This window comes from Tangfeifania sp., assembly GCF_055108615.1.
Genome location: NZ_JBSQIC010000031.1, coordinates 1 through 25241 on the forward strand (window position 1 = coordinate 1; position 25241 = coordinate 25241).

The 25241-nt window shown below is 43.1% G+C and carries 21 protein-coding genes; 16 read left to right on the top strand and 5 right to left on the bottom strand.

Translation table 11 applies throughout. The features are described from left to right. The coding region (locus tag ACTCNA_RS08785) for a hypothetical protein (protein ID WP_462947533.1) at positions 1–2547 on the bottom strand (2547 nt) is incomplete at its 3' end. Positions 2548–2709: 162 nt separating this feature from the next. Between ACTCNA_RS08785 and nhaC the strand changes: the two genes are divergently transcribed. The 3 genes from nhaC (at position 2710) to recG (ending at position 6626) form a co-directional block, all read left to right on the top strand. Continuing rightward, entirely contained in the window at positions 2710–4146 is a 1437-nt protein-coding gene (gene nhaC, locus ACTCNA_RS08790) for a Na+/H+ antiporter NhaC (protein ID WP_462947535.1), read from the top strand. Positions 4147–4191: 45 nt separating this feature from the next. Further along, a complete protein-coding gene (gene vap15, locus ACTCNA_RS08795; RefSeq protein ID WP_462947536.1) occupies positions 4192–4434 on the top strand; it encodes a type II toxin-antitoxin system VapB15 family antitoxin in 243 nt (80 codons plus the stop codon). Between the two features lie 92 nt (positions 4435–4526). Continuing rightward, positions 4527–6626, top strand: coding sequence for an ATP-dependent DNA helicase RecG (recG, locus tag ACTCNA_RS08800; RefSeq protein ID WP_462947537.1), 2100 nt, complete (start codon positions 4527–4529; stop codon positions 6624–6626). Between the two features lie 123 nt (positions 6627–6749). Here the strand turns inward: recG and dat are convergent, their stop codons facing one another. Both dat and nfo read right to left on the bottom strand, forming a co-directional pair. Beyond that, positions 6750–7592, bottom strand: a complete 843-nt coding sequence (gene dat, locus ACTCNA_RS08805; protein ID WP_462947538.1) for a D-amino-acid transaminase — start codon at positions 7590–7592, stop codon at positions 6750–6752. Further along, positions 7589–8431 carry a deoxyribonuclease IV gene (nfo, locus tag ACTCNA_RS08810; RefSeq protein WP_462947539.1) on the bottom strand — a complete coding sequence of 281 codons (843 nt, stop codon included), beginning with the start codon at positions 8429–8431 and terminating at the stop codon, positions 7589–7591. Before nfo ends, dat begins: the two co-directional genes overlap by 4 nt. A gap of 115 nt (positions 8432–8546) precedes the next feature. On the opposite strand from nfo, the gene ACTCNA_RS08815 reads away from it, so the two are divergent. After that, positions 8547–9062, top strand: coding sequence for a DUF4251 domain-containing protein (locus tag ACTCNA_RS08815; RefSeq protein ID WP_462947540.1), 516 nt, complete (start codon positions 8547–8549; stop codon positions 9060–9062). 21 nt (positions 9063–9083) lie between these two features. Here the strand turns inward: ACTCNA_RS08815 and ACTCNA_RS08820 are convergent, their stop codons facing one another. Both ACTCNA_RS08820 and tsaD read right to left on the bottom strand, forming a co-directional pair. Next, complete coding sequence (locus ACTCNA_RS08820) at positions 9084–9299, bottom strand: DNA/RNA nuclease SfsA (protein WP_462947564.1); 216 nt, start codon at positions 9297–9299, stop codon at positions 9084–9086. Positions 9300–9316: 17 nt separating this feature from the next. Then, complete coding sequence (gene tsaD / locus ACTCNA_RS08825; protein WP_462947541.1) at positions 9317–10354, bottom strand: tRNA (adenosine(37)-N6)-threonylcarbamoyltransferase complex transferase subunit TsaD; 1038 nt, start codon at positions 10352–10354, stop codon at positions 9317–9319. 187 nt (positions 10355–10541) lie between these two features. Here tsaD and ACTCNA_RS08830 point away from each other — a divergent pair, with 187 nt between their 5' ends. The 12 genes from ACTCNA_RS08830 (at position 10542) to ACTCNA_RS08885 (ending at position 25104) form a co-directional block, all read left to right on the top strand. Further along, positions 10542–14909 carry a translocation/assembly module TamB domain-containing protein gene (locus ACTCNA_RS08830; RefSeq protein WP_462947542.1) on the top strand — a complete coding sequence of 1456 codons (4368 nt, stop codon included), beginning with the start codon at positions 10542–10544 and terminating at the stop codon, positions 14907–14909. 21 nt (positions 14910–14930) lie between these two features. After that, complete coding sequence (locus tag ACTCNA_RS08835; protein ID WP_462947543.1) at positions 14931–15092, top strand: 2-oxo acid dehydrogenase subunit E2; 162 nt, start codon at positions 14931–14933, stop codon at positions 15090–15092. A gap of 206 nt (positions 15093–15298) precedes the next feature. Further along, the gene (locus ACTCNA_RS08840; protein WP_462947565.1) at positions 15299–16330 is read left to right on the top strand and encodes a LacI family DNA-binding transcriptional regulator; all 1032 of its coding nucleotides are present in this window, start codon (positions 15299–15301) and stop codon (positions 16328–16330) included. 6 nt (positions 16331–16336) lie between these two features. Next, on the top strand, positions 16337–17191 hold the full coding sequence (locus ACTCNA_RS08845; RefSeq protein ID WP_462947544.1) for an SDR family oxidoreductase: 855 nt from the start codon (positions 16337–16339) through the stop codon (positions 17189–17191). 40 nt (positions 17192–17231) lie between these two features. After that, positions 17232–17465 carry a hypothetical protein gene (locus ACTCNA_RS08850; RefSeq protein WP_462947545.1) on the top strand — a complete coding sequence of 78 codons (234 nt, stop codon included), beginning with the start codon at positions 17232–17234 and terminating at the stop codon, positions 17463–17465. Positions 17466–17555: 90 nt separating this feature from the next. Then, entirely contained in the window at positions 17556–18638 is a 1083-nt protein-coding gene (locus ACTCNA_RS08855) for a PfkB family carbohydrate kinase (RefSeq protein WP_462947546.1), read from the top strand. A 140-nt stretch (positions 18639–18778) separates the two neighbouring features. Continuing rightward, on the top strand, positions 18779–20065 hold the full coding sequence (locus ACTCNA_RS08860) for a nickel-dependent putative hexonate epimerase (RefSeq protein ID WP_462947547.1): 1287 nt from the start codon (positions 18779–18781) through the stop codon (positions 20063–20065). Positions 20066–20153: 88 nt separating this feature from the next. Further along, entirely contained in the window at positions 20154–21212 is a 1059-nt protein-coding gene (locus tag ACTCNA_RS08865; RefSeq protein WP_462947548.1) for a Gfo/Idh/MocA family protein, read from the top strand. 23 nt (positions 21213–21235) lie between these two features. Continuing rightward, positions 21236–21409: a GxxExxY protein gene (locus tag ACTCNA_RS08870; RefSeq protein WP_462947549.1), complete on the top strand. Its 174-nt coding sequence runs from the start codon at positions 21236–21238 to the stop codon at positions 21407–21409. Between the two features lie 170 nt (positions 21410–21579). Next, entirely contained in the window at positions 21580–22707 is a 1128-nt protein-coding gene (gene pdxB / locus ACTCNA_RS08875) for a 4-phosphoerythronate dehydrogenase PdxB (protein WP_462947550.1), read from the top strand. Between the two features lie 42 nt (positions 22708–22749). After that, a complete protein-coding gene (gene gnd / locus ACTCNA_RS08880; RefSeq protein ID WP_462947551.1) occupies positions 22750–24558 on the top strand; it encodes a decarboxylating NADP(+)-dependent phosphogluconate dehydrogenase in 1809 nt (602 codons plus the stop codon). Positions 24559–24675: 117 nt separating this feature from the next. Then, on the top strand, positions 24676–25104 hold the full coding sequence (locus tag ACTCNA_RS08885) for an ATP-binding protein (protein ID WP_462947552.1): 429 nt from the start codon (positions 24676–24678) through the stop codon (positions 25102–25104). Positions 25105–25241: the final 137 nt, after the last annotated feature.

Below are 25241 nucleotides of genomic sequence, written 5' to 3' on the forward strand. Positions count from 1 at the left end.
GATATTTCCAATTTCATCAATACGCTGCTGCGGGTAAGTCTCATCCGGTTTTACTTCCAGTGCCGACTGGTAAGCCGTGCGTGAAGGTTCGTATTCTTCCAGGTTGAACAGGCTGTCGCCACGGGAAACGGCACGGTTGTAATTCCGGTCGCGTTCAGCTTCCAAAGCGGCCAATCTTGCCTGCTCTGCTGCTTCAGCTTCAGCAGCGAGCCGGGCACGTTCCGAAACAATTGAATCGATTCGGGCCAGCATTTCATCAGGATAGGTTTCTTCGGGTTTGGCCTGTTTGGCCTCGTTGTAACCCGTGCGGGCAGCGTCGAACGATTCGTTTTCAAAATCGCGGTCGGCACGGGCAATGGCAGCGTCGTAGGCTTCCTGTGCTTCCTGCTGACGGGAAATCATTCCCCTGATTTCTTCAATACGAACAATCGGGTATTGTTCTTCCGGCTTCACATCCAGAGCTTCCCTGAATTTTCCAACAGCTGCCACCAGTTCATTTTCTTCCGTCAAACGGTCGGCTTCATCAACAATCGCCTGGTATTTTTCATCCCGTGCCCGGGCTTCCGCTTCCAGACGAGCTTGTTCGGCAGCTTCTTGCTCGGCCAGTAATCGCTCCTGTTCAGCAACCATGGAATCAATTCTGCCAATCATCTCCGGAGGATAACTCTCGGATGGTTTAATATTTTGTGCTTCCTGATAGATTTCCCTGGCCTCCGGGAAATTCTCCGCTTCAAAACTTTCATCAGCCCGGGCAATCAGTTCGCTATATTCATTATTAATGCGTTCCCGTTCAGCAAAAATGGCATCAATCTCCGAAATTTTTTCTTCGGGATAATCTTCATCCGGTTTTACGCCAAGCGCTAACTGGTATTGTTTTTTTGCCTGCTGATATTCTTCTGAATTAAATAGCTGGTCAGCTTCGGAGATTAATCCTGCATATTGTTCATCGAGTGCCTGCCGGGCAAGGATTTCATCAATCTCATCTATTCTTGAAAGTGCGTGCTCATCTTCAGATTGAAGCTCTAAAGCCTGTTGGTATAAACTTCTGGAATTCAAATAATTTTCATCTTCAAACGCGACATCAGCCTGGCTTATCAAACGGGCAAAATTACGTTCAGTTTCCAGAATTTCTTCAATTTTGGCAATTTGCTCATTGGGCCAATCTTCATCTGAAAAAAGATCAACTGCCTGCCTGTAATCAGCCAGTGCTTCAGAATATTCTTCGCGTTTGAAAGCCCTGTCGGCCGATTTTATTAACCGGTCGTAAAGGGTACGATTGGCCAGCCCGTACATCAAATCTTTAATTTCCTGAATTTTGGCAGTGGCCACCTCGTCGCCCGGTTTAAAAGTGAGCGCTTTTTCATAATAAGAGATGGCCTCTTCGTAGAATTGTTTCTCATAGTTGAGTTCAGCCTGAAAAATGGCTTCATCGTAACTTTTTTGTTTTTCAGCATTTTGGGCCTGCCGGTTTAAAATGGCATTCACCTCATCCAGTTTTTCCTGCGGATAGGATTCATCGGGTTTCAGTGCCAGTGCCTGTTCATAGGCCGTCTGCGCTTCCTTGTAAAGCAGTTCGTTAAAAGCATTATCGCCCTGTTTCACAAGTTCGTCGAATTGCCGGGATAAATTTTGTTGGTCGAAAATATCATCTATTTCAGCCAGACGTGCTTTCGCATGTTCATTTTCAGCATTAATAGACAGAACCCGCTGGTATGAACTCTTAGCTTCGAGGAACTGTTCTCTTTCAAATTGCAGATCGCCCTGTTTTAAAAGAGCCTCAAGACGTTCGGCCAGTGCTTTTTCCATTTCGCCGGCAACCATCAGCAAACCCAGTAAATCGTTGATTTCAGCTATGCGGTCTTTGGGGTACTGTTCGCTGGGAAAAATCTGGCTGGCAGCTTTGTAACCATCGAGTGCATTTAGAAACTGCTCATTATTGTATTCGGACTCAGCCTGTTCAATAAGCTGATCGTATTCTTTTTGCAACTCAGCACGTTCGGCACGGGTGAGAGCAGCAAGATAATCAGACTCATTATCAATCATCTGCGACTGAAGAATGGCTTGTTCAATGAGGTGCTTTATCTGTGCATTGTTATAATACACATCAGAAATAAAATTATCAACATCTTCGCTGTAATAAATTTTCAGCACTGTATTTTCAGAAAAAGTTCTGTCAATTCCTTCAATTTCAGTAAAAAGGTTGATATCAACCGGAAATGGTGGAAACAGTGGATCCGATTGTAAAACACTACGTGGCACATGGGTATCGGCTACAATTTTTTGCGGGAAATTATCTTCGCGGGTAAAAACAAGCGTGAATTCGTGGTTGTAATTCAATTCCACCCGGTAACGGCCATCGGGGCCAATTCCATAGTTGTCCATCCGGTTCCCGTCTCGGTACATCTGAATTACCGCACCGTCAACACTTCCTTCTTCAACACTAACCGTTCCCTCAACAGTTAACCCGTTGCTTCGCTGGGCAGTTAACTGCGAAACAGAAAGCAGGAAAATCGCAAACCAAATAATTTTGAGGTATAATCTTGTCATATTTTTTTTATCAGCTGATAAAAAAACGAAAATATAATCAATTAATTATAACATGTCCTCTATTAAATCCGGCATTTTTGGAGCAAATAATTTTATGTTTTTAACCGATTTTTAGGAGAAATGTGTTAGTTTGTTCCGCCGATCGACTAAATATAATTTTTGATGAAACGCGAAACCAGCCTGTTTGCAGCACTTTTACCAATTCTGATCCTGATTACATTGTTAACTTTCAATGTTATTCTTTTTGAAGATACCCTGTCGGGTGCCAATCAAATTGCGTTGTTGCTCGCTGCAGCGCTGGCCGGGCTTGTTGCCCACCGCCAGGGATTAAAATGGATTAAAATAAGGGAGAAAATTGTCTCGACCATCGGTTCGGCCATGCCATCCATTTTAATTCTTCTTTTAATTGGTTCCCTGGCCGGTACATGGATGATTAGCGGTGTAGTTCCGGCCATGATTTACTACGGACTCGATATTATCAGCCCAAAGATGTTTCTGTTCACGGCTGTTGTGGTTAGTGCAATAGTAAGTGTTGCCACAGGGAGCTCATGGTCAACTATAGCCACAATTGGCGTGGCATTACTGGGAATTGGAAAAGCACTCGGGATGAATGAAGCGGTGGTTGCCGGTGCAATAATCAGCGGCGCGTATTTTGGCGATAAAATGTCGCCGCTGAGCGACACCACCAACCTGGCACCTGCCATGGCCGGAACCGATTTATTTACCCACATCCGCTACATGATTTACACAACAGTTCCTTCGTTAATAATTACGTTTATCATTTTTCTGTCGATTGGTTTCAGCTCCGATTTTTCGGGTTCAATGAACAACATCAGCACAGTAAAATCAGCCATTGAAGGAACTTTTAATACCAATCCGTTGCTATTTCTGGTGCCCGCCATTTTACTGACCATAATAATCCTGAAAGTTCCGCCGTTGCCTTCGCTACTGGCAGGCACACTGCTGGGCGGGATCTTTGCTGTTATTTTTCAGCCTGAAATTGTAAAGGAAGTGGCGGAAGTTACGGAAAATTACACAAAAGCCTCCTACCTGTCGGTAATGCAGGCCATGTTTGGCGATGTATCGCTGATTACTGCCGATGAAAATGTAAACGAACTTCTCAGTACATCGGGAATGCGGGGAATGCTCGACACAGTTTGGCTCATTCTTTCGGCCATGGTATTTGGCGGCGTGATGGAATCGGCAGGCCTGCTGCAGCGGATTACCCGTCCCATTGTTAAATACGCCAAAAGCACCGGCAGCCTGGTTGCATCAACTGTTGGCACCTGCCTGTTTTTCAACACCACTGCAAGCGACCAGTACATTGCTATTGTGGTGCCGGGACGAATGTATCGCAAAACCTACGAAGAAAAAGGACTGAAACCCGAAGTACTGAGCCGAACGCTGGAGGACAGCGGAACAATGACATCGGTACTCATCCCCTGGAATACCTGTGGTGCCACACAATCGCGTGTTTTGGGTGTGGCTACCGGCGATTACCTACCTTACGCCTTTTTCAACCTGATTAGTCCGGTAATGACCATAATTTTTGCTTATTTCAATATAAAAATCAGGCGGATTGAAAGACTAACAGAATAATTAAATCGAATTCACTATTAAATGTAAATCAGAAATTAATTAATTTTGTATAAAAAAGTTATGAATTCGGAAGCTTACAAAATACCAGCAAATTACAGTCAGGTTCTAAAATTAGTAAAACAATTATCAGCCAAGGATAAAATCAGGTTGAGCAAAGAACTTGCGAAAGAAACAGTCGAAACAAGACTAAACAGGTTACTTGAATCTTTTCGAACCGATGAATTATCAGAAAACACCATCAATGAAGAAGTTGAAAAAGTAAGAGCCGAAATTCATGCCCGCAAATAAGATACTCAAAGTTATTATCGATACCAACTTGTTCATTAGCTTCCTTATTGGGAAAAAATTAGTTTCATTTTCAGAATGATTATCTTTGTTTCATGCCCGGATTTTTAGAACAGGAAATAAAATTTTTACCCGGAGTTGGGCCCAAGCGTGCCGAACTACTGGAGAAAGAGCTGAAAATAAAAACATTCGGCGACCTGATTTATTATTTCCCGTACAAATATATCGACCGTACCAAATTTTATAACATCTCGGAAATCCACGCGCAAATGCCTTACATACAAATAAAGGGCAAAATCAGGATCATGGAAACCGTTGGAGAAGGGAACAAACAAAGGCTCACCGCGCGTTTTTACGATGAAACCGGCAGCCTGGAACTGGTGTGGTTCCGGGGCATAAAGTGGCAAAAAGAAAATCTGAAACTCAACAAAGAATACATTGTTTTTGGTAAGCCCAGTGAATTTAACGGACGGATAAATGTGGTGCACCCCGAAATGGAGACAGAGGAAGATAAGCAGCTGAAACCATCGGGACTTTTTCAGGGGTACTACATTACTACTGAAAACATGAAAAAAAAGTACCTCAATTCAAAAGCAATTCATAAACTTCAACTCACATTACTTCAACTGGGCAAAGGCAAAATTGATGAAACGCTACCGCACCCCATTCTTAAAAAACTGAGACTCATTTCGCTGGAAAAAGCGCTGACTGCCATTCACAAACCCGAAACTACCAACGAACTCAAAAATGCCCGTTTCAGGCTGAAATTTGAAGAACTTTTTATTATTCAGCTGAAAATTCTGGCTTTAAAACATCACCGTGAAAATAAATTCAAAGGGTACCATTTTAAACAAGTGGGGTATAATTTCAATACGTTTTACAACGATTTTTTGCCGTTTGAACTCACCGGTGCCCAAAAAAAAGTGATGAAAGAAATTCGTCGCGATGTGAACCGGAATGTTCAGATGAACAGGCTGCTACAGGGCGATGTGGGCAGCGGAAAAACCCTGGTGGCCTTAATGACAATGCTTTTGGCTATGGACAATGGTTTTCAGAGTTGCCTTATGGCCCCCACCGAAATCCTGGCGCAACAACATTTTCAGTCACTTTCCGGTTTTTTGCAAAACATGCCCTTAAAAGTCGGACTGCTCACCGGTTCCACCAAAAAAAGCGAACGCCGGCAACTTCACGAAGAACTGGAAAACGGAACACTGCAAATATTAATAGGCACCCACGCCCTGATTGAAGATGTAGTCAACTTTAAAAAACTGGGCCTGGTTGTTATCGACGAACAGCACCGTTTTGGCGTGGCCCAGCGGGCAAAGCTCTGGAAAAAGAACGATTTGATTCCGCCACATGTTCTGGTAATGACCGCCACTCCCATCCCACGCACGCTGGCCATGACCGTGTACGGCGATTTGGATGTTTCAGTAATTGATGAACTGCCACCCGGACGTAAACCCATTGAAACCTATCACTTTTTTGAAAACAAAAGGAAGCAGGTGAATAACTTTTTGAGAATGCAGCTGCAAAAAGGCCGGCAAATTTACGTGGTTTACCCGTTGATTACCGAATCGGAAAAAATGGATTTGAAAAACCTGGAAGAAGGATTCCGGCATATTTCGGAAGCTTTCCCGGATGTGAAAGTGGGCATGGTACATGGCAGGATGAAACCCGACCAGAAAGAAAATGCCATGCAAAAATTTAAAAACAGGGAAACCCAAATACTGGTAGCCACCACTGTAATTGAGGTGGGTGTGGATGTTCCCAACGCCTCGGTAATGGTAATCGAGAGTGCCGAACGTTACGGTTTGTCGCAGCTGCATCAGTTGCGCGGACGTGTTGGACGCGGTGCCGAGCAGTCGTACTGCATTTTAATGTCGTCGTATAAAATAAGCAACGAAAGCCGGAAACGGTTATCAACCATGGTGCGCACCAACGACGGGTTCGACATTGCCGAAGTGGATATGAAACTCCGCGGGCCGGGCGACCTGGAAGGGACGCAGCAAAGCGGCATTGGTTTCGACCTGAAAATTGCCAACCTGGGGAAAGATGGCGAAATACTGAAACTCGCCCGCGATGTGGCAAGCGATGTGCTGGAAAAAGATCCGGGCTTGCAACAGTCTGAAAACCGAATTCTGCTTAAAAGCCTGCGTGCCGGCAAAACCGGCTTCGACTGGAGCTCGATCAGTTAACGGCACGCCATTACAAACATGTCATTTCGACTTTTTAGGAGAAATCTGCTACAATAATAAGATTTCTCATCTTCGTGCCTCAGATTCGAAATGACAATTTCTGATTTCACACCTGATATCACATTAAGAACTTGTCATCTTAAAAAATTCAGATTGAATCAACCGGGTAATTTTTCCCGGTTTTTTGTTTCCAACGGGTTTGTCATCTACCTGGATTACGGGTGTAATTTCAGTGCCGGTGCCGGTGATAAACAGTTCGTCCATTTCAAACAGTTCTTTTTCTGAAAAAGCCTTTTCCTGCAAAAATACTTCAAGTTTGTCGCATATTTCAAAAACCACCTTCCGGGTAATTCCGGGCAGTATTAAACTGGAAAGCGGATGCGTGTAAACTGTTCCGTTTTTCACTCCAAAAACACTCGAGTGCGTGGCTTCGGTAACAACTCCGTTGCGAACAAGGATGCATTCTCCGCCACCTTTTTCAACGGCTTCGTTAAAAAGAAAAGTATTGGGTAGCAGCGAAACCGATTTAATATCGCAACGCAGCCAGCGGATATCTTCGTGTGTGGTTATTTTAATCCCGTTTTCAATATTTTGAACAGACGATGGGAAACTGAAAGCAAAAGCGTAAACGGTTGGTTCATACTTGCCAGGGAAAGAATGTGTCCTGGGATGCGTTCCCCGTGTAATCTGAAGATAAATACCTGCATGGTTTTCCGTCAATTGATTATCCACCAGCAATTTTTGGAAAACTGATTTCAAATTGTCTGTTTCACCAAAATCAATCCGGATTTCCCTGAGGCTTCTTTCGAGCCGTTCAATGTGATCCGCGTAACGAAAGGGTTTACCGTTGTAATATTTTATCACTTCGTAAACGCCATCGGCAAAAAGGAAACCGCGATCGTTGGGTGAAATGCGGGCTTCTTCCCCCGGCACAAATTTCCCGTTTAAATAAACCGTTTCACTCATTGCCGCATATTTTTCAGCGTTTTAATCTCTTCTGCCCAACGCTGGTCGTCAGGTGTTTCCAATATCAAAGGAATTCCGTCAAACCGGCTGTCATTCATAATCATCCGGAAAGGCTCCCAGCCGAGGGTTCCCTCCCCCATGCTATGATGCCTGTCAACTTTCGAGGCCAGTTCCTTTTTTGAATCATTCAGGTGCATTCCTTTCAAATATTCAAAACCGATCACGTCTTCAAATTCACGAAAAACATTTTCAAAATTATTCAGAATGTCGTAACCTGCCGAATAGGCGTGGCACGTATCAATGCACACTCCCACCCTGCTTTTATCCTCCACCTGGTCGATAATTTCCTTAATCTGATAAAATGAAAATCCAAGATTGGTGCCCTGCCCTGCTGTATTTTCAATTACGGCTGTTACTCCTTTTGTTTCTTCCAATGCCAGGTTGACAGATTCGGCAATAGTTGACAGGCACTCTTTTTCGCTTATTTTATTGAGATGGCTGCCCGGATGAAAATTGAGGCGATCGATGCCAAGCTGCTCGCAGCGTTGCATTTCATCTAAAAAAGCATTGCGCGATTTTTGAAGCGCCTCCTTTTCAGGATGGCCCAGGTTAATCAGGTAGCTGTCGTGCGGTAAAATATGGCCGGCTTTATAACCGTACTTTTCACAGTTTTCTTTAAACTTTTTGATATTCTCCTCAGTCAGCGGTTTTGCTTTCCATTGCCGCTGATTTTTAGTAAACAATGCAAAAGCGGTTGCTCCTATTTTATGTGCATTTACCGGTGCATTTTCCACTCCGCCGGCAGCGCTCACATGCGCTCCTATGTATTTCTTATTCATAACAATTTGCTTTTAAAAACGTAATAATGACACTGGAATAGTTTTTGCAAATTCAGTACTGATGAACAGTGAAGCGAAATTAATTTTATTGTACCAATTAAAAAACCGGAATACCATGAAAAAGATAATTTTTTTGCTGATAGTGCTTTTTACAACGGTAAAAATAACCAACGTGCAAGCACAGGAAAAGAAAAGCCGGAAGGAAATCAGGGCTGAACGCCAGGCTGAAAAAAAGAAAGAAATCAAAAACATCCTGAAAGAGAAAAACTTTGTTTTCAGGCCCACACATGCCATGCCCATGGGTGGCGGAACCATTTACCTGAATTATTCATTTGACGTTAAAATAAAAGGCGACACCATTGATTCTTACCTGCCTTTTTATGGTCGGGCGTACCATGTTGATTACGGTGGCCGCAACTCAGCATTCGACTTTACCGAGCCGGCTGAAGAATACAAAATGGAAAAAGACGAAAACGGGTACGTGGTTGATTTCGATGTAAAAAAAGGAATGGATCACATCAGTTTCTCCTTTAAAATTTCTGAGCTGGGGTATGCCACATTGAATGTTATCAGTACCAACCGGCAGGCCATTTCGTTTTACGGGCGAATTGAACCACCGGAAGAGGAATAACTCCCGAAAAATTTTCAGCACCTAAATCCCGAAAGGCAATTTATTAACCAGCTCAATTTTTTCGGGTGAAACCTTTGCCTGCATCGGAATGACTTCCACGCCAGAATCAACGGCTTTTTTCAGCATGTTTGAATAATCCGGATCGATTTCGCGGGCAGGGGCAAAAATATCCACATCGATGCGCGGAACAATGTAAAGCATCACAGCGCGCATTCCCTGCTTCTTCACATCAATCAGTGTTTTTAAATGCTATATCAAAGTTGTGTGCGGGCAAACGGCACAATATTTTGCGCGGCAAATTCATTATTCAGGTATTTGTAGTAACCGGTAATAGCAATCATCGCTGCGTTGTCCATGGTATATTCAAACTTCGGAATAATTAAGTGCCATCCTTTTTTGTCGGCTTCTGTTTTTAGAGCGCTTCGCAAACCGGAGTTGGCCGAAACCCCGCCGGCAAGTGCAATTTCTTTAATACCTGTTTCTTTGGCAGCCAATTTTAGTTTACTTAAAAGAATTTCAATAATGGTATGTTGCAGCGAGGCGCAGAGATCATTTTTATTCTCTTCAATAAAATGTTTGTTCTCTTTTAAGTTATCGCGCAAAAAATACAGGAAATTCGTTTTTAATCCGCTAAAACTGTAATCGAGCCCGGAAATCCGTGGTTTCGAGAATTCAAACCTGCGGGGATTTCCCTCTTTTGCCAGCCTGTCCACATGCGGCCCGCCGGGATAGGGCAATCCCATCACTTTAGCACATTTGTCAAAAGCTTCTCCGGCAGCATCGTCAATGGTTTGGCCAATTACTTCCATGTGCAGGTAATCGTGCACTTTTATAATTTGTGAATTGCCGCCCGAAACCAGCAGGCACAAAAACGGGAACCGCGGCGGATTAAACTCCGCATCTTTCTCTTTAATAAAAAGCGCCAGCACGTGACCCCGCAAATGATTTACTTCGATGAGCGGAATTCCGGAAGCCAGCGAAAAACCTTTGGCAAACGAAGTTCCCACCAGCAACGACCCCAGCAAACCCGGGCCACGGGTAAAAGCAACTGCCGAAACTTCTTCTTTGGAAATTCCGGCCCGTTTCAATGCCAGGTCAACTACCGGGATAATATTTTGCTGATGCGCCCGTGAGGCCAGCTCAGGAACCACTCCTCCATATTCCTCGTGAACTTTTTGGCCGGCTACCACATTCGACAAAATTACCCCATCGCGTATAATGGCTGCCGAGGTGTCGTCACACGACGATTCAATCCCCAAGATGGTAATTCCACGTTTTTTAATCTCCGTCATATTGTAATTTTCATTTGAATCGTTATTTTTAGCGAAACCTTACTTTTCCGATAAAACACATTTATGCTATTTATTAAACCATAGTGGTTAATAAATAAAGGAACTATTCCTAATTTTGTTTCCGAAAAAAACTAAGTTCGTTTAATAATTAAAGGACAAAAATATTAAAAAAGGCTGGAAAATAGGATTGATTGTCCTGGCATTCATAATTGGTTTGCTGGGCGGGGCATACTGGGCGTTGCACAGCAGCAATGTTCAAACTTTTCTTACCCAGACAATTGCATCGCGGTTGTCAGACAGGGTCGATGCCAGGATTAGCGTGGGAAGAGTTGACATCTCACTTTTCAAAAATATTATTCTCGAAGATGTGCTTGTGGAAGATCAGCATCAGGATACCCTGATATTTTCACCAAATGTGTCTGCAAAAATCGACAGCATTCAATTCAGGAAAAAGAAAATTGTACTGAACCAGCTTACATTTTCCGACAGCCGAATAAAAGTAAACAGCGATTCCACCGGCCGGTTTAATTTTAGTTTTATTATTGATTCACTTAAAAACATAAATACCCACCCCCCTAAATGGCAATTTTATTGTAACAATTTTAATTTTCACAGCCCAAAAACTTCAATTCAGAATTTTACACCAGACGAAGGAATAAAACTGTACCGGATCCAGGATTTAATACTAAATATTTCTGATTTTTTACTGGCGCAGGATTCGTTGTTTTTTAAAATCAACCAGCTCTCTTTTAACGACAGCAAAAATTTTAAAATCAATGAATTACAATCGGATTTTAGTTTAGCCAACAAAAAAATTGAACTGACCGGCCTCACGCTGAAAACCGACCGCTCAAACATTCCCGAAAGTAAATTCATGATTGAATTTCCTTCCGACGAAACGGAAAATTCATCAGCAAGCACTCAAATCGATTTTAGGTTTGCTCACTCAAAAATCAGTTTTTACGATGTTTCTCAGCTAATTCCCGCGCTGAAAGGCATGAACCAGGTTGTAGATTTTTCGGGCCGGATTTTCGGGAGCCTCGACGATTTAAAAGGCCGGAACCTTGTGTTAAGTACCGGGCAAAACACATCGGCCAAATTTGAGTTTTACGCCAACGATATTTCGGATCCCAAAAACCTGTACCTTTTTGTGGACCTGAAAAATTCGCAAACGTCGTTTCAGGATTTGAGCCGGATTAAACTGCCTGAAAAATGGGGAACCGGGTACCTCCGTTTTTCCGAGTCGCTGTACAAAGCCGGGGTTTTCTCTTACAAGGGAAACTTTACCGGGTTTTTAAATGATTTTGTTGCATTTGGAACCCTTTCCAGCGATATGGGGATTGTTAACACCGACGTGTCGGTTACTCCGGATAAGGAGCGGCAGGTTATTTACAGGGGGAAAGTTGCCACCGAAAATTTTATGATTGGTGAACTTTTGGGAATCGACCTGGTGGAAGATATTACTTTTGACGGTACGGTTGACGGATATTTCGACCGTGACGACCAGTCGGTGGCAGGTGCTTTCAACGGAAAAGTTGACAGTGTAAACATTAACGGATACAACTACAAAAACATCCAGATTGATGGCATTTTGGACAACCGCATGTTCGATGGCTTAGCCATAGTGAATGATCCCAACCTCAAATTTGATTTTCTCGGAACACTGAATTTCAACCCCGAAGTGCCTGTTTTCGATTTCAGGGTGGAAATGGACAAAGCGCTGCCAGGCAAACTAAACCTGAGCACAAATTTCCCCGACTCTGAATTATCGTTTACAATGACCGCCAATTTTACCGGCGATAAACTGGATAACCTCGCTGGCTCTATTGCCGTTGAAAATGGCATTTACAAAAACCGAAACGGGGAACTGAACCTCAAAGGAATGGAACTTCAGTCGGTTACCGGCGGGGCAATGAAATACCTCTCATTTACCTCCGATTTTTTTGATATTGAAATAAATGGCGAATACCATTTTCAAAACACACTCAATTCATTTGAAAAAAGTATGAGCCGTTATATCCCCGCCATTAATTACGAAAGACTGGCCACTGCAAAAGATAATAATTTTGGATTTCAGCTCGATGTGAAAAACCTCGACGAACTCACTGCAGTTTTTTCACCAGGGCTCAAAATTGAAACTCCATTTCTGCTCTACGGAAGACTCGATTCTGAACAATCGGTTTTTGAATTAAAAGGAAGTATCCCGGGCTTTAACACCAATAACCTGATGGTAAGAAATATTTTCATAAGCAATACTCCTGAGAACGACAAATTCTTCTCAAAATTCAGGTTTGGAGAAGTACGACTGAGAAACGGGATGAGCATGGACAATTTAACCATCAATTCGGAAATTAAAAACAATACAATCGACAACCTGACAGCATGGGGCAATCCAGACGACATGAGTTACAGCGGAGAGGTAAAAACCAGAACCATTTTTACCGAAAATGAAAATTCGAAACTTCCGATCATCCGGGTTGAAGGTTTCCCCACACATGTTAACATTGCCGATACGGTTTGGCAAATAAGTCCTTTCACGGCTACAGCCGACAGTACCCACATCGAAATAAACGATTTCAATTTTTTTAATAAAAATCAGCACCTCAGCTTAGATGGTGAACTTTCTGAAGACGAATCGAAAATATTAACACTGGTTCTCGAAGATTTGAATTTAAATAACGTTGGCACGTACCTTAATAAAGATCTTCCGCTTGGAGGGATTGTTAACGGGTCAGCCGGCCTTAAGGATTTTTACGGTAAACGCATCATATTTTCCGATATAAACGTCAGTAACTTCAATTTTAGAGACCAAAAAATTGGAGATGTTGTGCTAACCAACGAATGGGATTACATTGAGCCGGTTCTTAATTCTGAACTAAAAATCACAAACAACAACCGGGTAAGTCTTTTTGCCGAAGGCTATTACAACCCTGAAAACAACGAATTAAATTATGAGGCAAACGCTGACAGTCTTTCACTTGTAATTCTTGAAACTGTTATTCAAAAAACTTTTTCAGATATTAGCGGAAATGCCTCCGGCAAACTGAAGATCCACGGCACTACCGATAAAATTTTGTTCGACGGAGCGCTACATGGATCAAATGCTGAATTGACCATCGACTACACGCAGGTAAGCTATCATTTTACCGATTCGGTATATTTTAAAGGCGACACGTTGCTGTTCGACAGGATTACAATTTACGACAAATCGGGAAACCGCGGAACTTTTGACGGCACCATCGTGCACACCAATTTCCAGGATATGATTTACGACCTCTCGGTTTATACTCCCAAAATTGTAGCCATAAACACTACCATGAGAGACAACAGTCAATTTTTCGGGAAGGTAGTTGGCAGCGGAAGAATAACTATAACAGGCAGGGGAAAACAGGTAAGAATGACTGGTAGTGCAACAACTTTAAATGGCACCAGTGTTAATATCTCATTGGAAAATGAGGGAGAAATCGAACGCTACGATTTTATCCGGTTTGTTTCATCAGAAAATGACGAACCCCGCGAATTCGTATTTCCTGAAACCGAAGAAGGTGATTTTAGCCTCAACCTCTCCATTAACGCAACTCCCGAAGCCAGGGCTCAGCTTATTTATAATGCTCAGATAGGTGATGTGATTAGAGTACAGGGCGAAGGAACTTTGCTTTTGGGAATGGATAGCGAGGGAAATATTACACTTTCGGGGAACTACACCGTTGAGCAGGGCGATTACCTCTTTACGCTTCAAAATGTAATCAATAAACGTTTTTCAATTGAACAGGGAGGAACCATCGAATGGTCAGGAAATCCTTATGAAGCTACAATTGACATTAATGCTGTTTACCGGCTAAAAGCCTCATTGTACGATTTGCTTGTTGATTCATATTACGAAGATATTTATCAAAGCCAGCGTGTTCCTGTTGAATGTAAAATTTTACTTACCGAAAATTTATCCAACCCCAAAATTGACTTTGCCATTGACTTTCCAACCGTGGAAAGCCGTTTGGTTGAAGAGTTGCGGCAATATTTCAGCACACCGGAAAAAATGAACAAACAAATTCTTTCGCTGGTGGTTCTCGGAAAATTTTACACCCCTGATTACCTTCGCGGAACATACGAAGCACAAAACCCGAACCTGATTGGCACCACGGCCAGCGAGCTTTTTTCAAATCAGTTGAGCAACTGGCTTTCGCAAATTAACAGCAATGTGGATATTGGCCTGAATTACCGGCCCGGAAACCAGATAACAAATGATGAAATTGAACTGGCCCTGAGCACCCAAATGTTTAACGACAGGGTAACCATCAACGGAAATATTGGGAACAACAATAATCCCAACTCAACCAACAGCAGCCAGCTTGTGGGCGATTTTGACGTAAACGTAAAACTGATACCGAGTGGAAAAATTCAGTTTAAAGCCTACAACCGTTCCAACAATAACCTCATTTACGAAACGGCTCCGTACACACAAGGAATCGGGTTTACTTTCACTGAAGATTATAACAGTTTTAACGATTTGTTACAAAAGATGAAAAATATATTCACCCGAAGAGAAGAGGAATAAATTATCAGAATTGAAAAACCCGTGGTTATTAACGATGAAATACTTCCACGCAAAGTGTTTACATTATCAGCCACGCTCGACCACCGCGTAGTTGACGGCTCGCATGGCGGCAGGCTTTTCAGGTTTATAAAACACATCGTTAAAAATCCGCAGCTACTCGAAACAAAACCCGACGCATTGTAAAATACCTCTGCTTTTTCAGGATTGAAAATTTAATCACCCGCCCAAAGCCGCATAAATTGTTGTATAGCATATTGAATGTTTTCCGTGTACGAACACGAAAACAAAAAATTTTTATTAATTTTGTAACAACCATGCAATAATATTTTTATTAACGTCCTGAAAATTAAATAATTATAAAAAACAATAAACAAATACGGATTAAAGACATTGCTGAAAAAGCAAAAGTGTCGATAGGAACAGTTGACAGGGTTCTTCACAACCGTGGTGAAGTAGCTGAATCAACCAAAAAGAAAATACTGAAAATAATAAAGGAGCTGAACTATCAACCCAATATTCTGGCCAGCACTCTGGCTTCGAAAAAATCAGCCGTTTTTGCCACCCTGTTTCCGCAGCCCCCTTCTTCTGACGGGTATTGGAACAAACCTGTAATTGGCGTAAAAAAACGTATTTCAGAACTTCAGCAATACAGTGTGGAGCTGGTAAGATTTACTTTTCAGCAAAACAACCCGCAAAGTTTTGTAAAAACTGCTGAAAAAATACTGGAATTGAAACCCGACGGAGTCATTTTAGCTCCGTTTTTCAAAAAAGAATCCCTTCAATTTATCGGAGAACTGAAAAAACAAAACATTCCTTTTGTTTTCATCGATTCAGAAATTAAGAATGCCGATCAGCTTGGCTACATCGGCCAGAATTCTTACCAAAGTGGTTTGGTTTCGGGTAAACTACTCGATTTGATGCTCCCCTCAGGAAATATCCTCATCATTCATTTTGCCAAAGAAATGGATAACCAAAACCATTTGGTACAGCGCGAAAAAGGTTTTTACGACTGGTACTCAAAAAACAGCTACGACAATCACCAACTTTTCACCATTGAAGTGCCCGATACTTTAGATGAAAAATGGATGGAACCTGTAGTAAAAATGATTGATGACAAAAACATCAAAGGTATTTTTGTAACCAACTCCAAAGTTTTCAATGTGGGGCGCTTAATCGAAAAATACAAACCTGAAAACAGGCTGAGAGTCATTGGGCACGACTTGCTGAAAGAAAACATTGCCTTCCTGAAAAAAGACATTGTTCAGTTTCTTATTTGCCAGCGCCCCGAAGAACAGGGATACAGCGCCATCAATAAACTGTTCAGGCATGTGGTTCAGAAAAGAGTGGTGCCCAACGAAAACTATACCTCCATCGATATCGTAACCAAAGAAAATGTTGATTATTACAAAGAATTTAAATAAAAAAGTATGTTAGAACCAATATCATTTGAAGACCTTCGGGGAAAAGTTTGTGTTATAACCGGTGGTGCCGGTGTGCTCGGAAGCACTATGGTCAGGGCCTTGGCATCGACCGGAATGAAAATAGCCATTGCCGATATCAACAAAGAAATTGCCGATAAAGTTGCAGCAGAAATTGCTGCTGAATCAAACGCACAGGTTATTGGAGTTGCCGCCAATGTTTTAGACAAAGAATCACTTGAGCAGGCTAAAACCATTATCAATGCCCGGTTGGGCGACATTGACATCCTGATAAACGGCGCAGGAGGAAACAGCCCGCAGGCCACCACAAAAGTGGAACAAATGAAAGAGGAAGACATTGGCAACCTGGAAGATACTTTTTACGGGTTGGAAATGGAAGGCTTCGATAAAGTGTTTGATCTGAATTTCAAAGGCACACTGCTCCCAACAATGGTTTTCACCAAAGACATGCTTTCACATAAAAAAGGAGTAGTGCTCAATATTTCGTCCATGAACTCCTACCGGCCACTCACAAAAATTCCGGCTTATTCAGCGGCCAAAGCTTCCGTTAATAATTTTACGGAGTGGCTGGCAGTGCACCTTGCCAAGGTCGGAATCAGGGTAAATGCCATTGCTCCCGGCTTTTTCATTACCAACCAGAACCGCTTTTTGGTGATGGATGAAAAAACCGGCAATTTTTCACCCCGTGGACAAAAAATTGTGGACAACACCCCAATGGGGAAATTTGGAGAACCCGAAGATTTACAGGGAGCAACCTTGTTCTTACTATCCGATATATCAAACTTTATTACCGGTATCGTTATTCCGGTTGATGGCGGATACAATGCTTTTGGAGGAGTTTAAAAAATTGTACCATATAGAACTTTAAACTGAATATTATGAAATGATAAAAGTGGAAGCTTCACGCGGAGGGCATGGTGGCGGCGACCAGCGGTTGCAGGATAAAATATTCCGCGACCCGGACATGCCCGATCCTTACAAACATTCGGCCGGCACCCGCGACGGTGCCATGTCGTGCCTCATTGGTGTGGCAGCACGCAAATCCATCGACGAAAAACGCCCGGTAAAAATTGAAGAACTGACGAGCATTAAACCACACCCCACAAGGGGAGTATAGAACTTTTAGCCGGTACATGAGTGCTGGCTTTACTTAATACATTTTCCGTTTACGTTATCGGGAAAAATTTGAATACAAAAAACAATTATTATGAGTATTGAATTGAAAAAAAACTGCAAATATGCTATGTTGGTCCCTACGAGTATGGGGACACGAATTATACCCGACAACGGACAACCGGTTCATGCGAGCGATAAATTTACGCTGTATGCAACCAGCGCCGAAACAAATGTGGCCAGTATTTCATCGTATCTGGGCCTGCCCGTGAAAGTGCTCACAACTTTTGTAAAGGACAGCCCCATTGCAAAGTTTATACAAAGTAACCTGAAAGCACGCCACATGGATTACGAAGGCCCGGAGGTTGAACAAGGTTCTCCGTGGGGTTTCCGGCACCAGATAAATATTGCCGACAGCGGATTTGGCACCCGCGGACCGCGTGTTTTTAACGATCGCGCCGGTGAAGTGGGCCGAACGCTGAATTCAAAAGACTTTGATCTGGAGCGAATTTTTGGAGAAGAAGGCGTACAGGTTGTGCACATGTCGGGGCTTATTGCTGCACTTTCTGAAGAAACCAGCAAATTCTGTCTCGAAATTGCACGGGTTGCAAAAAAACACGGCACCCGCATTTCATTCGACCTGAACTTCCGGGCATCCTTCTGGAAAGACAGGGAAGCAGAATTGCGCAAAAACTTCACTGAAATCGCCAAAGTTTCGGACATCTTAATCGGCAACGAAGAAGATTTCCAGCTCTGTTTTGGTATTGAAGGACCACCCGCGGGAGGTGAAGGAATCGGTGCTAAAATCGAAGGATTTAAAGGCCTCATCAAAAGGGTGAAAGAAACTTTCCCAAATGCTTCGGTATTTGCTACCACCCTGCGCGAAGTGGTGAGTGTAAATGAACACATGTGGGGTGCCATTATGCTCGAGGGTGACGATAACTGGCAGGTAATTGAACCGCGCCGTATAAACGTACTCGACCGCATTGGCGGTGGCGACGGATTTGTTGGTGGTTTGCTGTACGGCATTTTAAAAGGCTGGGAACCTGAAAAATGGCCGCAGTTTGGCTGGGCAACCGGTGCCATGGCCACCACATTTCTTACCGATTATGCGCAACCTGCCGATGAAGATATGGTTTGGAGCATTTGGTCGGGAAACGCAAGAGTGAAAAGATAGAGGCCCCCTCCAACTCCCCCGATGGGGGAGAGAAAAGCGGTATAAAATCGCAAACTCTTTATGAATTTTTAGCCCCCGGCTTCAGCCGGGGGACAGTGACAAAACAAAAAAACCGGGCTTTAGCCCTTAAAACTGAGATAATGATTTACTACGAAAACGGATCGACAGAAACAATTCTCAAAGCAAACGATCTGAAAAAGGGTTTATTTGAAGCGCTCGAAAAAATGGGTGAAAAGAAAAAGGTGCTGGCTGTGCCGCCGGATTATACCCGGCTGCCTTCGAGGGCCGGCGAACTTACAGAGTTTGCATGGAATTACTACGGCGATAAACTCACCGATATTCTTCCGGCGCTGGGTACCCACTCCCCCATGACAAAGGTTCAAATCAGCCACATGTTTGGAGACACACCCAAAAATCTTTTCAGGGTACACGACTGGCGCAACGATGTGATTACGCTGGGGACCGTTCCTTCGGAATATGTAAAAGAAGTTTCAGGCGGCGCTGTTGATTACTCCTGGCCTGTCCAGGTAAACAAACTTTTGGAAGAAGGCGGATTTGACCTCATTCTTTCCATCGGGCAGGTAGTGCCTCACGAAGTAGCAGGAATGGCCAACTACAACAAGAATATTTTTGTGGGAACAGGTGGCTCGGAAGGAATCAATAAAAGTCACTTTATTGGTGCTGCTTATGGTATGGAAAAAATGATGGGACGGGCCGATACACCGGTGCGGAAGATTTTCAATTATGCATCGGAACATTTTGCTTCGCACCTGCCCATTGTTTACGTTCAAACGGTTGTAGGGCTGAATGAAAAAGGGAAACTGCAAACCTACGGATTGTTTATCGGAGACGATTACAGTGTGTTCGACAAGGCTGCGAAACTGTCGCTGGAGGCAAATTTTGAAATGGTTGAAAAACCGCTGAAAAAAGTAATCACCTGGCTCGATCCCTCAGAGTTTAAAAGCACCTGGCTGGGTAACAAAAGTATTTACCGCACCCGCATGGCACTGGCTGACGACGGTGAACTTATTGTACTGGCACCTGCGTTAGTGGAATTTGGCGAAGACAAAGAAATCGATCGGCTCATTCGCAAATACGGTTATTTCGGAACTCCACATACAATGAAAATGGTAGAAGAAAACGAGGATCTGCGGGCAAACCTGGGAGCCGCAGCACATCTTATTCATGGTTCATCCGAAGGTCGCTTCAGTATTACCTATTGCCCGGGCAACCGACCGGAAAACCTTACCCGGAAGGAAATTGAAAATGCCGGCTATAAATATGCCGATATTGAAGAAATGACAGAAAAATACAACCCGGAAAAATTGAAAGACGGATTCAACACCATGCCCGACGGAGAAGAAATATTCTACATTTCAAATCCGGCTATCGGTTTGTGGGCTTATAAAGACAGGTTTGAGTACTAAAAGCCCCTCCCAACCTTCCGCCAATTGGCGGAGAGGAGTTAAAGGAGCCTGATTTCTTTTATTAGTATGATTCAAAATAAAATGAGATATGAATAAGTTCAACTCAGATAGAAAGCCCAAATTCTCCCCCTTGGGGAAGCGAGAGGGGGCTAATGTACGCTGGGGAATAATCGGCGTTGGTGCCGTAACCGAAAAAAAAAGCGGGCCGGCATTTTATAAATCAGAACATTCTGAATTGGTGGCAGTAATGCGTCGAAACGCAGAAAAAGCGGCTGATTACGCCCGTCGTCACAACGTTCCAAAATGGTATTCTGACGTATCAGAACTTATTAACGACATGGAGGTGGATGCCGTTTATGTGGCTACCCCACCCGGGTCGCACGCGCATTATGCCATCGAAGCAATGCGCGCCGGCAAGCCTGTTTACGTGGAGAAACCCATGGCACGGAATTATGCCGAATGCAAAGAAATGCTGAAAGTTTCCGAAGAAACCGAAATGCCCCTGTGGGTGGCCTATTACCGGCGCAGCCTGCCCGCTTTTTTAAAAATAAAAGAGCTGGTAGAAACAGGTGCAATCGGGAAGCCGCTCACAGTGCATGTTACTCTGCATAAAGCTCCGCGCGAAACGGATCGCAACCAGCCACTAACCGACTGGCACGTAATTCCTGAAATTAGCGGTGGCGGCTACTTTTTCGATTTGGGTTCCCACGAACTGGATTACCTCGATTTTGTTTTCGGCCCAATAAAAAATGTTACAGGATTGGCAACAAACAGGGCTGGTTTGTACCCGGCAGAGGACACTGTAGTTGGAACATGGGAACACGAATCGGGAGTTACCGGCAGCGGAAACTGGTGTTTTGTTACGGATGAATCGGCCGAAAAAGATGAAATTGAAATCATTGGCGATAAAGGAAAAATCATCATTCCCTGTTTCACCCACGGAAATGTACAGGTTATCAGGCCGGAAGGAATAACAGAAATGGGATTCAATAATCCTGAACACATTTCGCAAAACCTCGTTCAACAGATAATAAACGAATTGCGTGGCGAAGGAAAATGCGTAAGTACCGGCGAATCAGCTGCCCGCACTGCAAAAGTAATGGATGAAATGGTAAAAGGATATTATGAGAATTACAAACCACATTAGACACATTAGTTTATATTTTTAAAATGATTACACAGAAATACATAAATGAGTTAACCTATAAAATAACCGGGTTTGCAATAGAGGTTCATAAGGAACTTGGTCCTGGACTTCTGGAAAACTTTAATTGTACAAATATTTGGAGAGAAGGCCAAAGAACCTTTGTAACAGAAAAATTCAGGGAACTACCTAAAATTTGATAATTTTAAGAAAAAATATCTTTTTCAAAATTTAACTATTGTGACCTAATGTGCCTTATGTGGTTCAAAATAATATAACATGAAACGAGCCATGATAATATTTCTCACACAAAGGAATCATTATATAGGCGAGTTCCATCGAATACCTTTTAAATTAAGATTATAATGAGATGAAAATAGTAATCGACAATAAAATACCATACATCCGCGGAGCATTCGAACCGTTTGCCGAAGTTGTTTATTTGCCCGGTAACCAAATTACACCGGAAGTGGTAAAAGATACCGATGCACTGATTACCCGCACCCGGACCAAATGCAACCGGGAACTGCTCGAAGGCTCCAAAGTAAAATTTATTGCAACTGCAACAATTGGTTACGATCATATCGACACCGAATACTGCAAACAGGCCGGGATTGAATGGACCAATGCCCCCGGCTGCAACGCAGAAAGTGTGAACCAGTACATTGCATCTGCCCTCTTTTCCTGGTCGATGAAAAAACGTACCGACCTGGCAGATAAAACCATCGGAATTGTCGGAGTTGGTCACGTCGGGAATAAAGTAGCACAGCTTTGCGAAACCGTTGGAATGACAGTTCTTCTGAACGACCCGCCACGCGAAAGAGTGGAAGATCCGGAAAATTTTGTGTCTCTTAAAAGAATCCAGGAAGAAGCGGATATTATTACGTTTCATGTGCCACTTAATATGACCGGAAAAGACGCTACTTTCCACATGGCTGATGAACCATTTCTTCAGAATCTGAAAAAAAAGCCGTTGCTCATCAATTCCTGCCGGGGCGAAGTTTTTGACTCCGAAGCGCTATACAATGCTTATGAAGCTGGTGATATTTCAGGATTTATACTCGATTGCTGGGAAAACGAACCTGACATCGATCTGGAACTGCTCAACATTTCCGAATACGGAACACCGCATATTGCAGGTTATTCAAAAGATGGAAAAGCCAACGGCACCAAAATGAGCGTGCAGGCCGTCAGCCGTTTTTTTAATTTGGGAATAGATAACTGGAAACCTGAAAATGTAGAGGAACCAAAAAATCCACTCATAAAAATCGATGGTGAACAACGTCGTGATTATTCAATATTGGCAGAAGCAATTTTATCTACATACCAAATTGAAAATGATGACGAAGCGTTAAAAGATACGCCTCATCATTTTGAGCAACTTCGGGGTGATTATCCGGTACGAAGAGAGTTTGCAGCACATACAATTGAGGCGAAAAATGTGGAAAGGAAAACGTTGGAAATTTTACAAAAATTAAGATTCAATATATTGGAATAGCTGTCATTCCCGCGCAAGCGGAAAACTCATAATATCAGCACGATGAAAAATTTTGATTTTTATGTTTACATCCTAACAAATAAATGGGAAAAAGTCCTTTACATTGGAGTAACCAATAATTTAAAAAGACGGCTGGAAGAACATAAAAACAGAGATACAAAAGGATTTGCAACAAAATACAATGCTGATAAACTGATATATATTGAACATTTCAGATATATAAACGATGCAATCAAACGAGAAAAAAGACTAAAAAAGTGGAAACGGGAATGGAAAAATGAGTTAATAAATAAGGTGAATCCAGAATGGCGGGATATGGCTTCAGATATAGATAAGATTCCTGCTTTCGCAGGAATGACAGTTTGCAATTCAAAAATTATAATTAAAATGAATAATATGAAAAAATTAGCTGACATTGGATTAATCGGGTTGGCCGTAATGGGCGAAAACCTGGTGTTGAACATGGAAAGTAAAGGTTATACCGTAGCGGTTTATAACCGGACAGTAGAAAAAGTGGACAAATTTGTTGAAGGCCGGGGAGCCGGGAAAAACTTCATTGGGGCGCATTCCGTCGAGGAACTGGTTGCGTCGCTCGAACGCCCGCGCAAAGTGATGCTGCTGGTGAAAGCCGGCCAGCCGGTTGACGATTTCATCGAAAAAGTGATGCCGCATCTCGAAGAGGGTGATATTATTATCGATGGCGGAAACTCGCATTTTCCTGATACCATTCGCCGCACAAAATATGTGGAAAGCAAAGGTTTTCTGTACATCGGAACCGGTGTTTCCGGCGGCGAAGAAGGTGCACTGAAAGGCCCCTCGATGATGCCGGGTGGCTCGCCGGATGCATGGCCGCACGTGAAAGAAATTTTCCAGAGCATTGCCGCAAAAGTGGAAGACGGCCAGCCTTGCTGCGACTGGGTGGGTGAAAACGGCGCCGGCCATTTTGTAAAAATGGTACACAACGGCATCGAATATGGCGACATGCAGATTATTACCGAGGCTTACCACCTGATGAAAAACCTGCTGGGCATGAGCAACCAGGAAATGCACGAGGTATTTAAAAAGTGGAACGAAGAAGAACTGGACAGCTACCTGATTGAAATCACCCGCGATATTCTGGGCTATAAAGACGAAAACGGCGAAGAAACCGTGGAAATGATCCTCGACACTGCCGGACAAAAAGGTACCGGAAAATGGACTGGAATTTCGGCGCTGGACCTTGGAATTCCGCTTACGTTAATTGGAGAGTCAGTTTTTGCTCGTTGTCTTTCAGCACAAAAAGATTTACGCGTTGAAGCCTCGAAAGTTATTAACGGCCCGCAGCCGAAATTTGACGGCGATAAAAAACAATTCCTCGATGACCTGAAAATGGCGCTTTACGGGGCAAAAATTATTTCGTATGCACAGGGCTACAACCTGATGATGGAGGCAGCACAGGAATACAACTGGAATTTGAACTACGGCGGTATTGCCCTCATGTGGCGCGGTGGATGTATTATCCGTTCCATCTTTCTGAAAGATATAAAAAAGGCTTTCGAGAAAAATCCCGAACTGCCCAACCTGCTGCTCGATCCGTTCTTCAAAGAAAAAGTGGAATCAGCCCAGGAAGGCTGGCGCAGAGTTTGTGCCACCGCGCTTACCAACGGAATGCCGGTGCCTGCACTCACCGCTGCCCTCACCTATTTCGACGGGTTCCGTACCGAACGCCTGCCTGCCAATCTTCTGCAGGCTCAGCGCGACTATTTTGGCGCACACACCTACGAAAGAGTGGACAAACCACGCGGCGAGTTCTTCCACACCAACTGGACCGGCCGCGGTGGTGATACTGCATCTTCTACTTATAACGCATAAGAACAGTTTTTGCAAAATTGAAACGGGAAAGTCACATGCTTTTCCCGTTTTTGTTTTCAAAATTTTCCTCAAATAAACCAGACAAACATACGTTCTTTATAAAAGCCTGAAGGTGAAATGAATAACGAAAAACCGGCAAAATCTAAACCGAACCTGTTAAAAGTAGCTGTATATACACTTCCCGCCTGCCTGATAATCCTTGCACTATTTTACTACTGGTTTGCCATGGCCGACCGAAACGAAGTTTTTTTATATTTCCACATGCCACCGAGGGTGCCCGACACTTCGCCATTCAGCTTTGTAACTGCCAGCCGTTACTGGATGAGCGGACTTGTCGCTTGCGGTATTGTGCTGCTGGTTTATTTTCCTGCCAGTTTCATTCTGTTTTGGGCAAAGAATAATTACATTTGTAAAACAGGAACCAATGGTGAAGACAGTGCCGGAATAGGTTTGATGTTAACAAAAGATTTCCTGGATAAAAACAATGCAAAGGTTGAAATTGCAAGTTCTCCCGGTGCAGGAACCCGTTTTACCATCAGATTTTAACCATGATGAACAAAACACAATGATTAACGTGCCTTTAAATGCCTGAATATTGATAGAATGAAAGTCGGAAAAATAACCACAATTGACGATGTGTTGCAATCGTTAGATAAAATTATTTTAATAGCTTTAATCAAAAT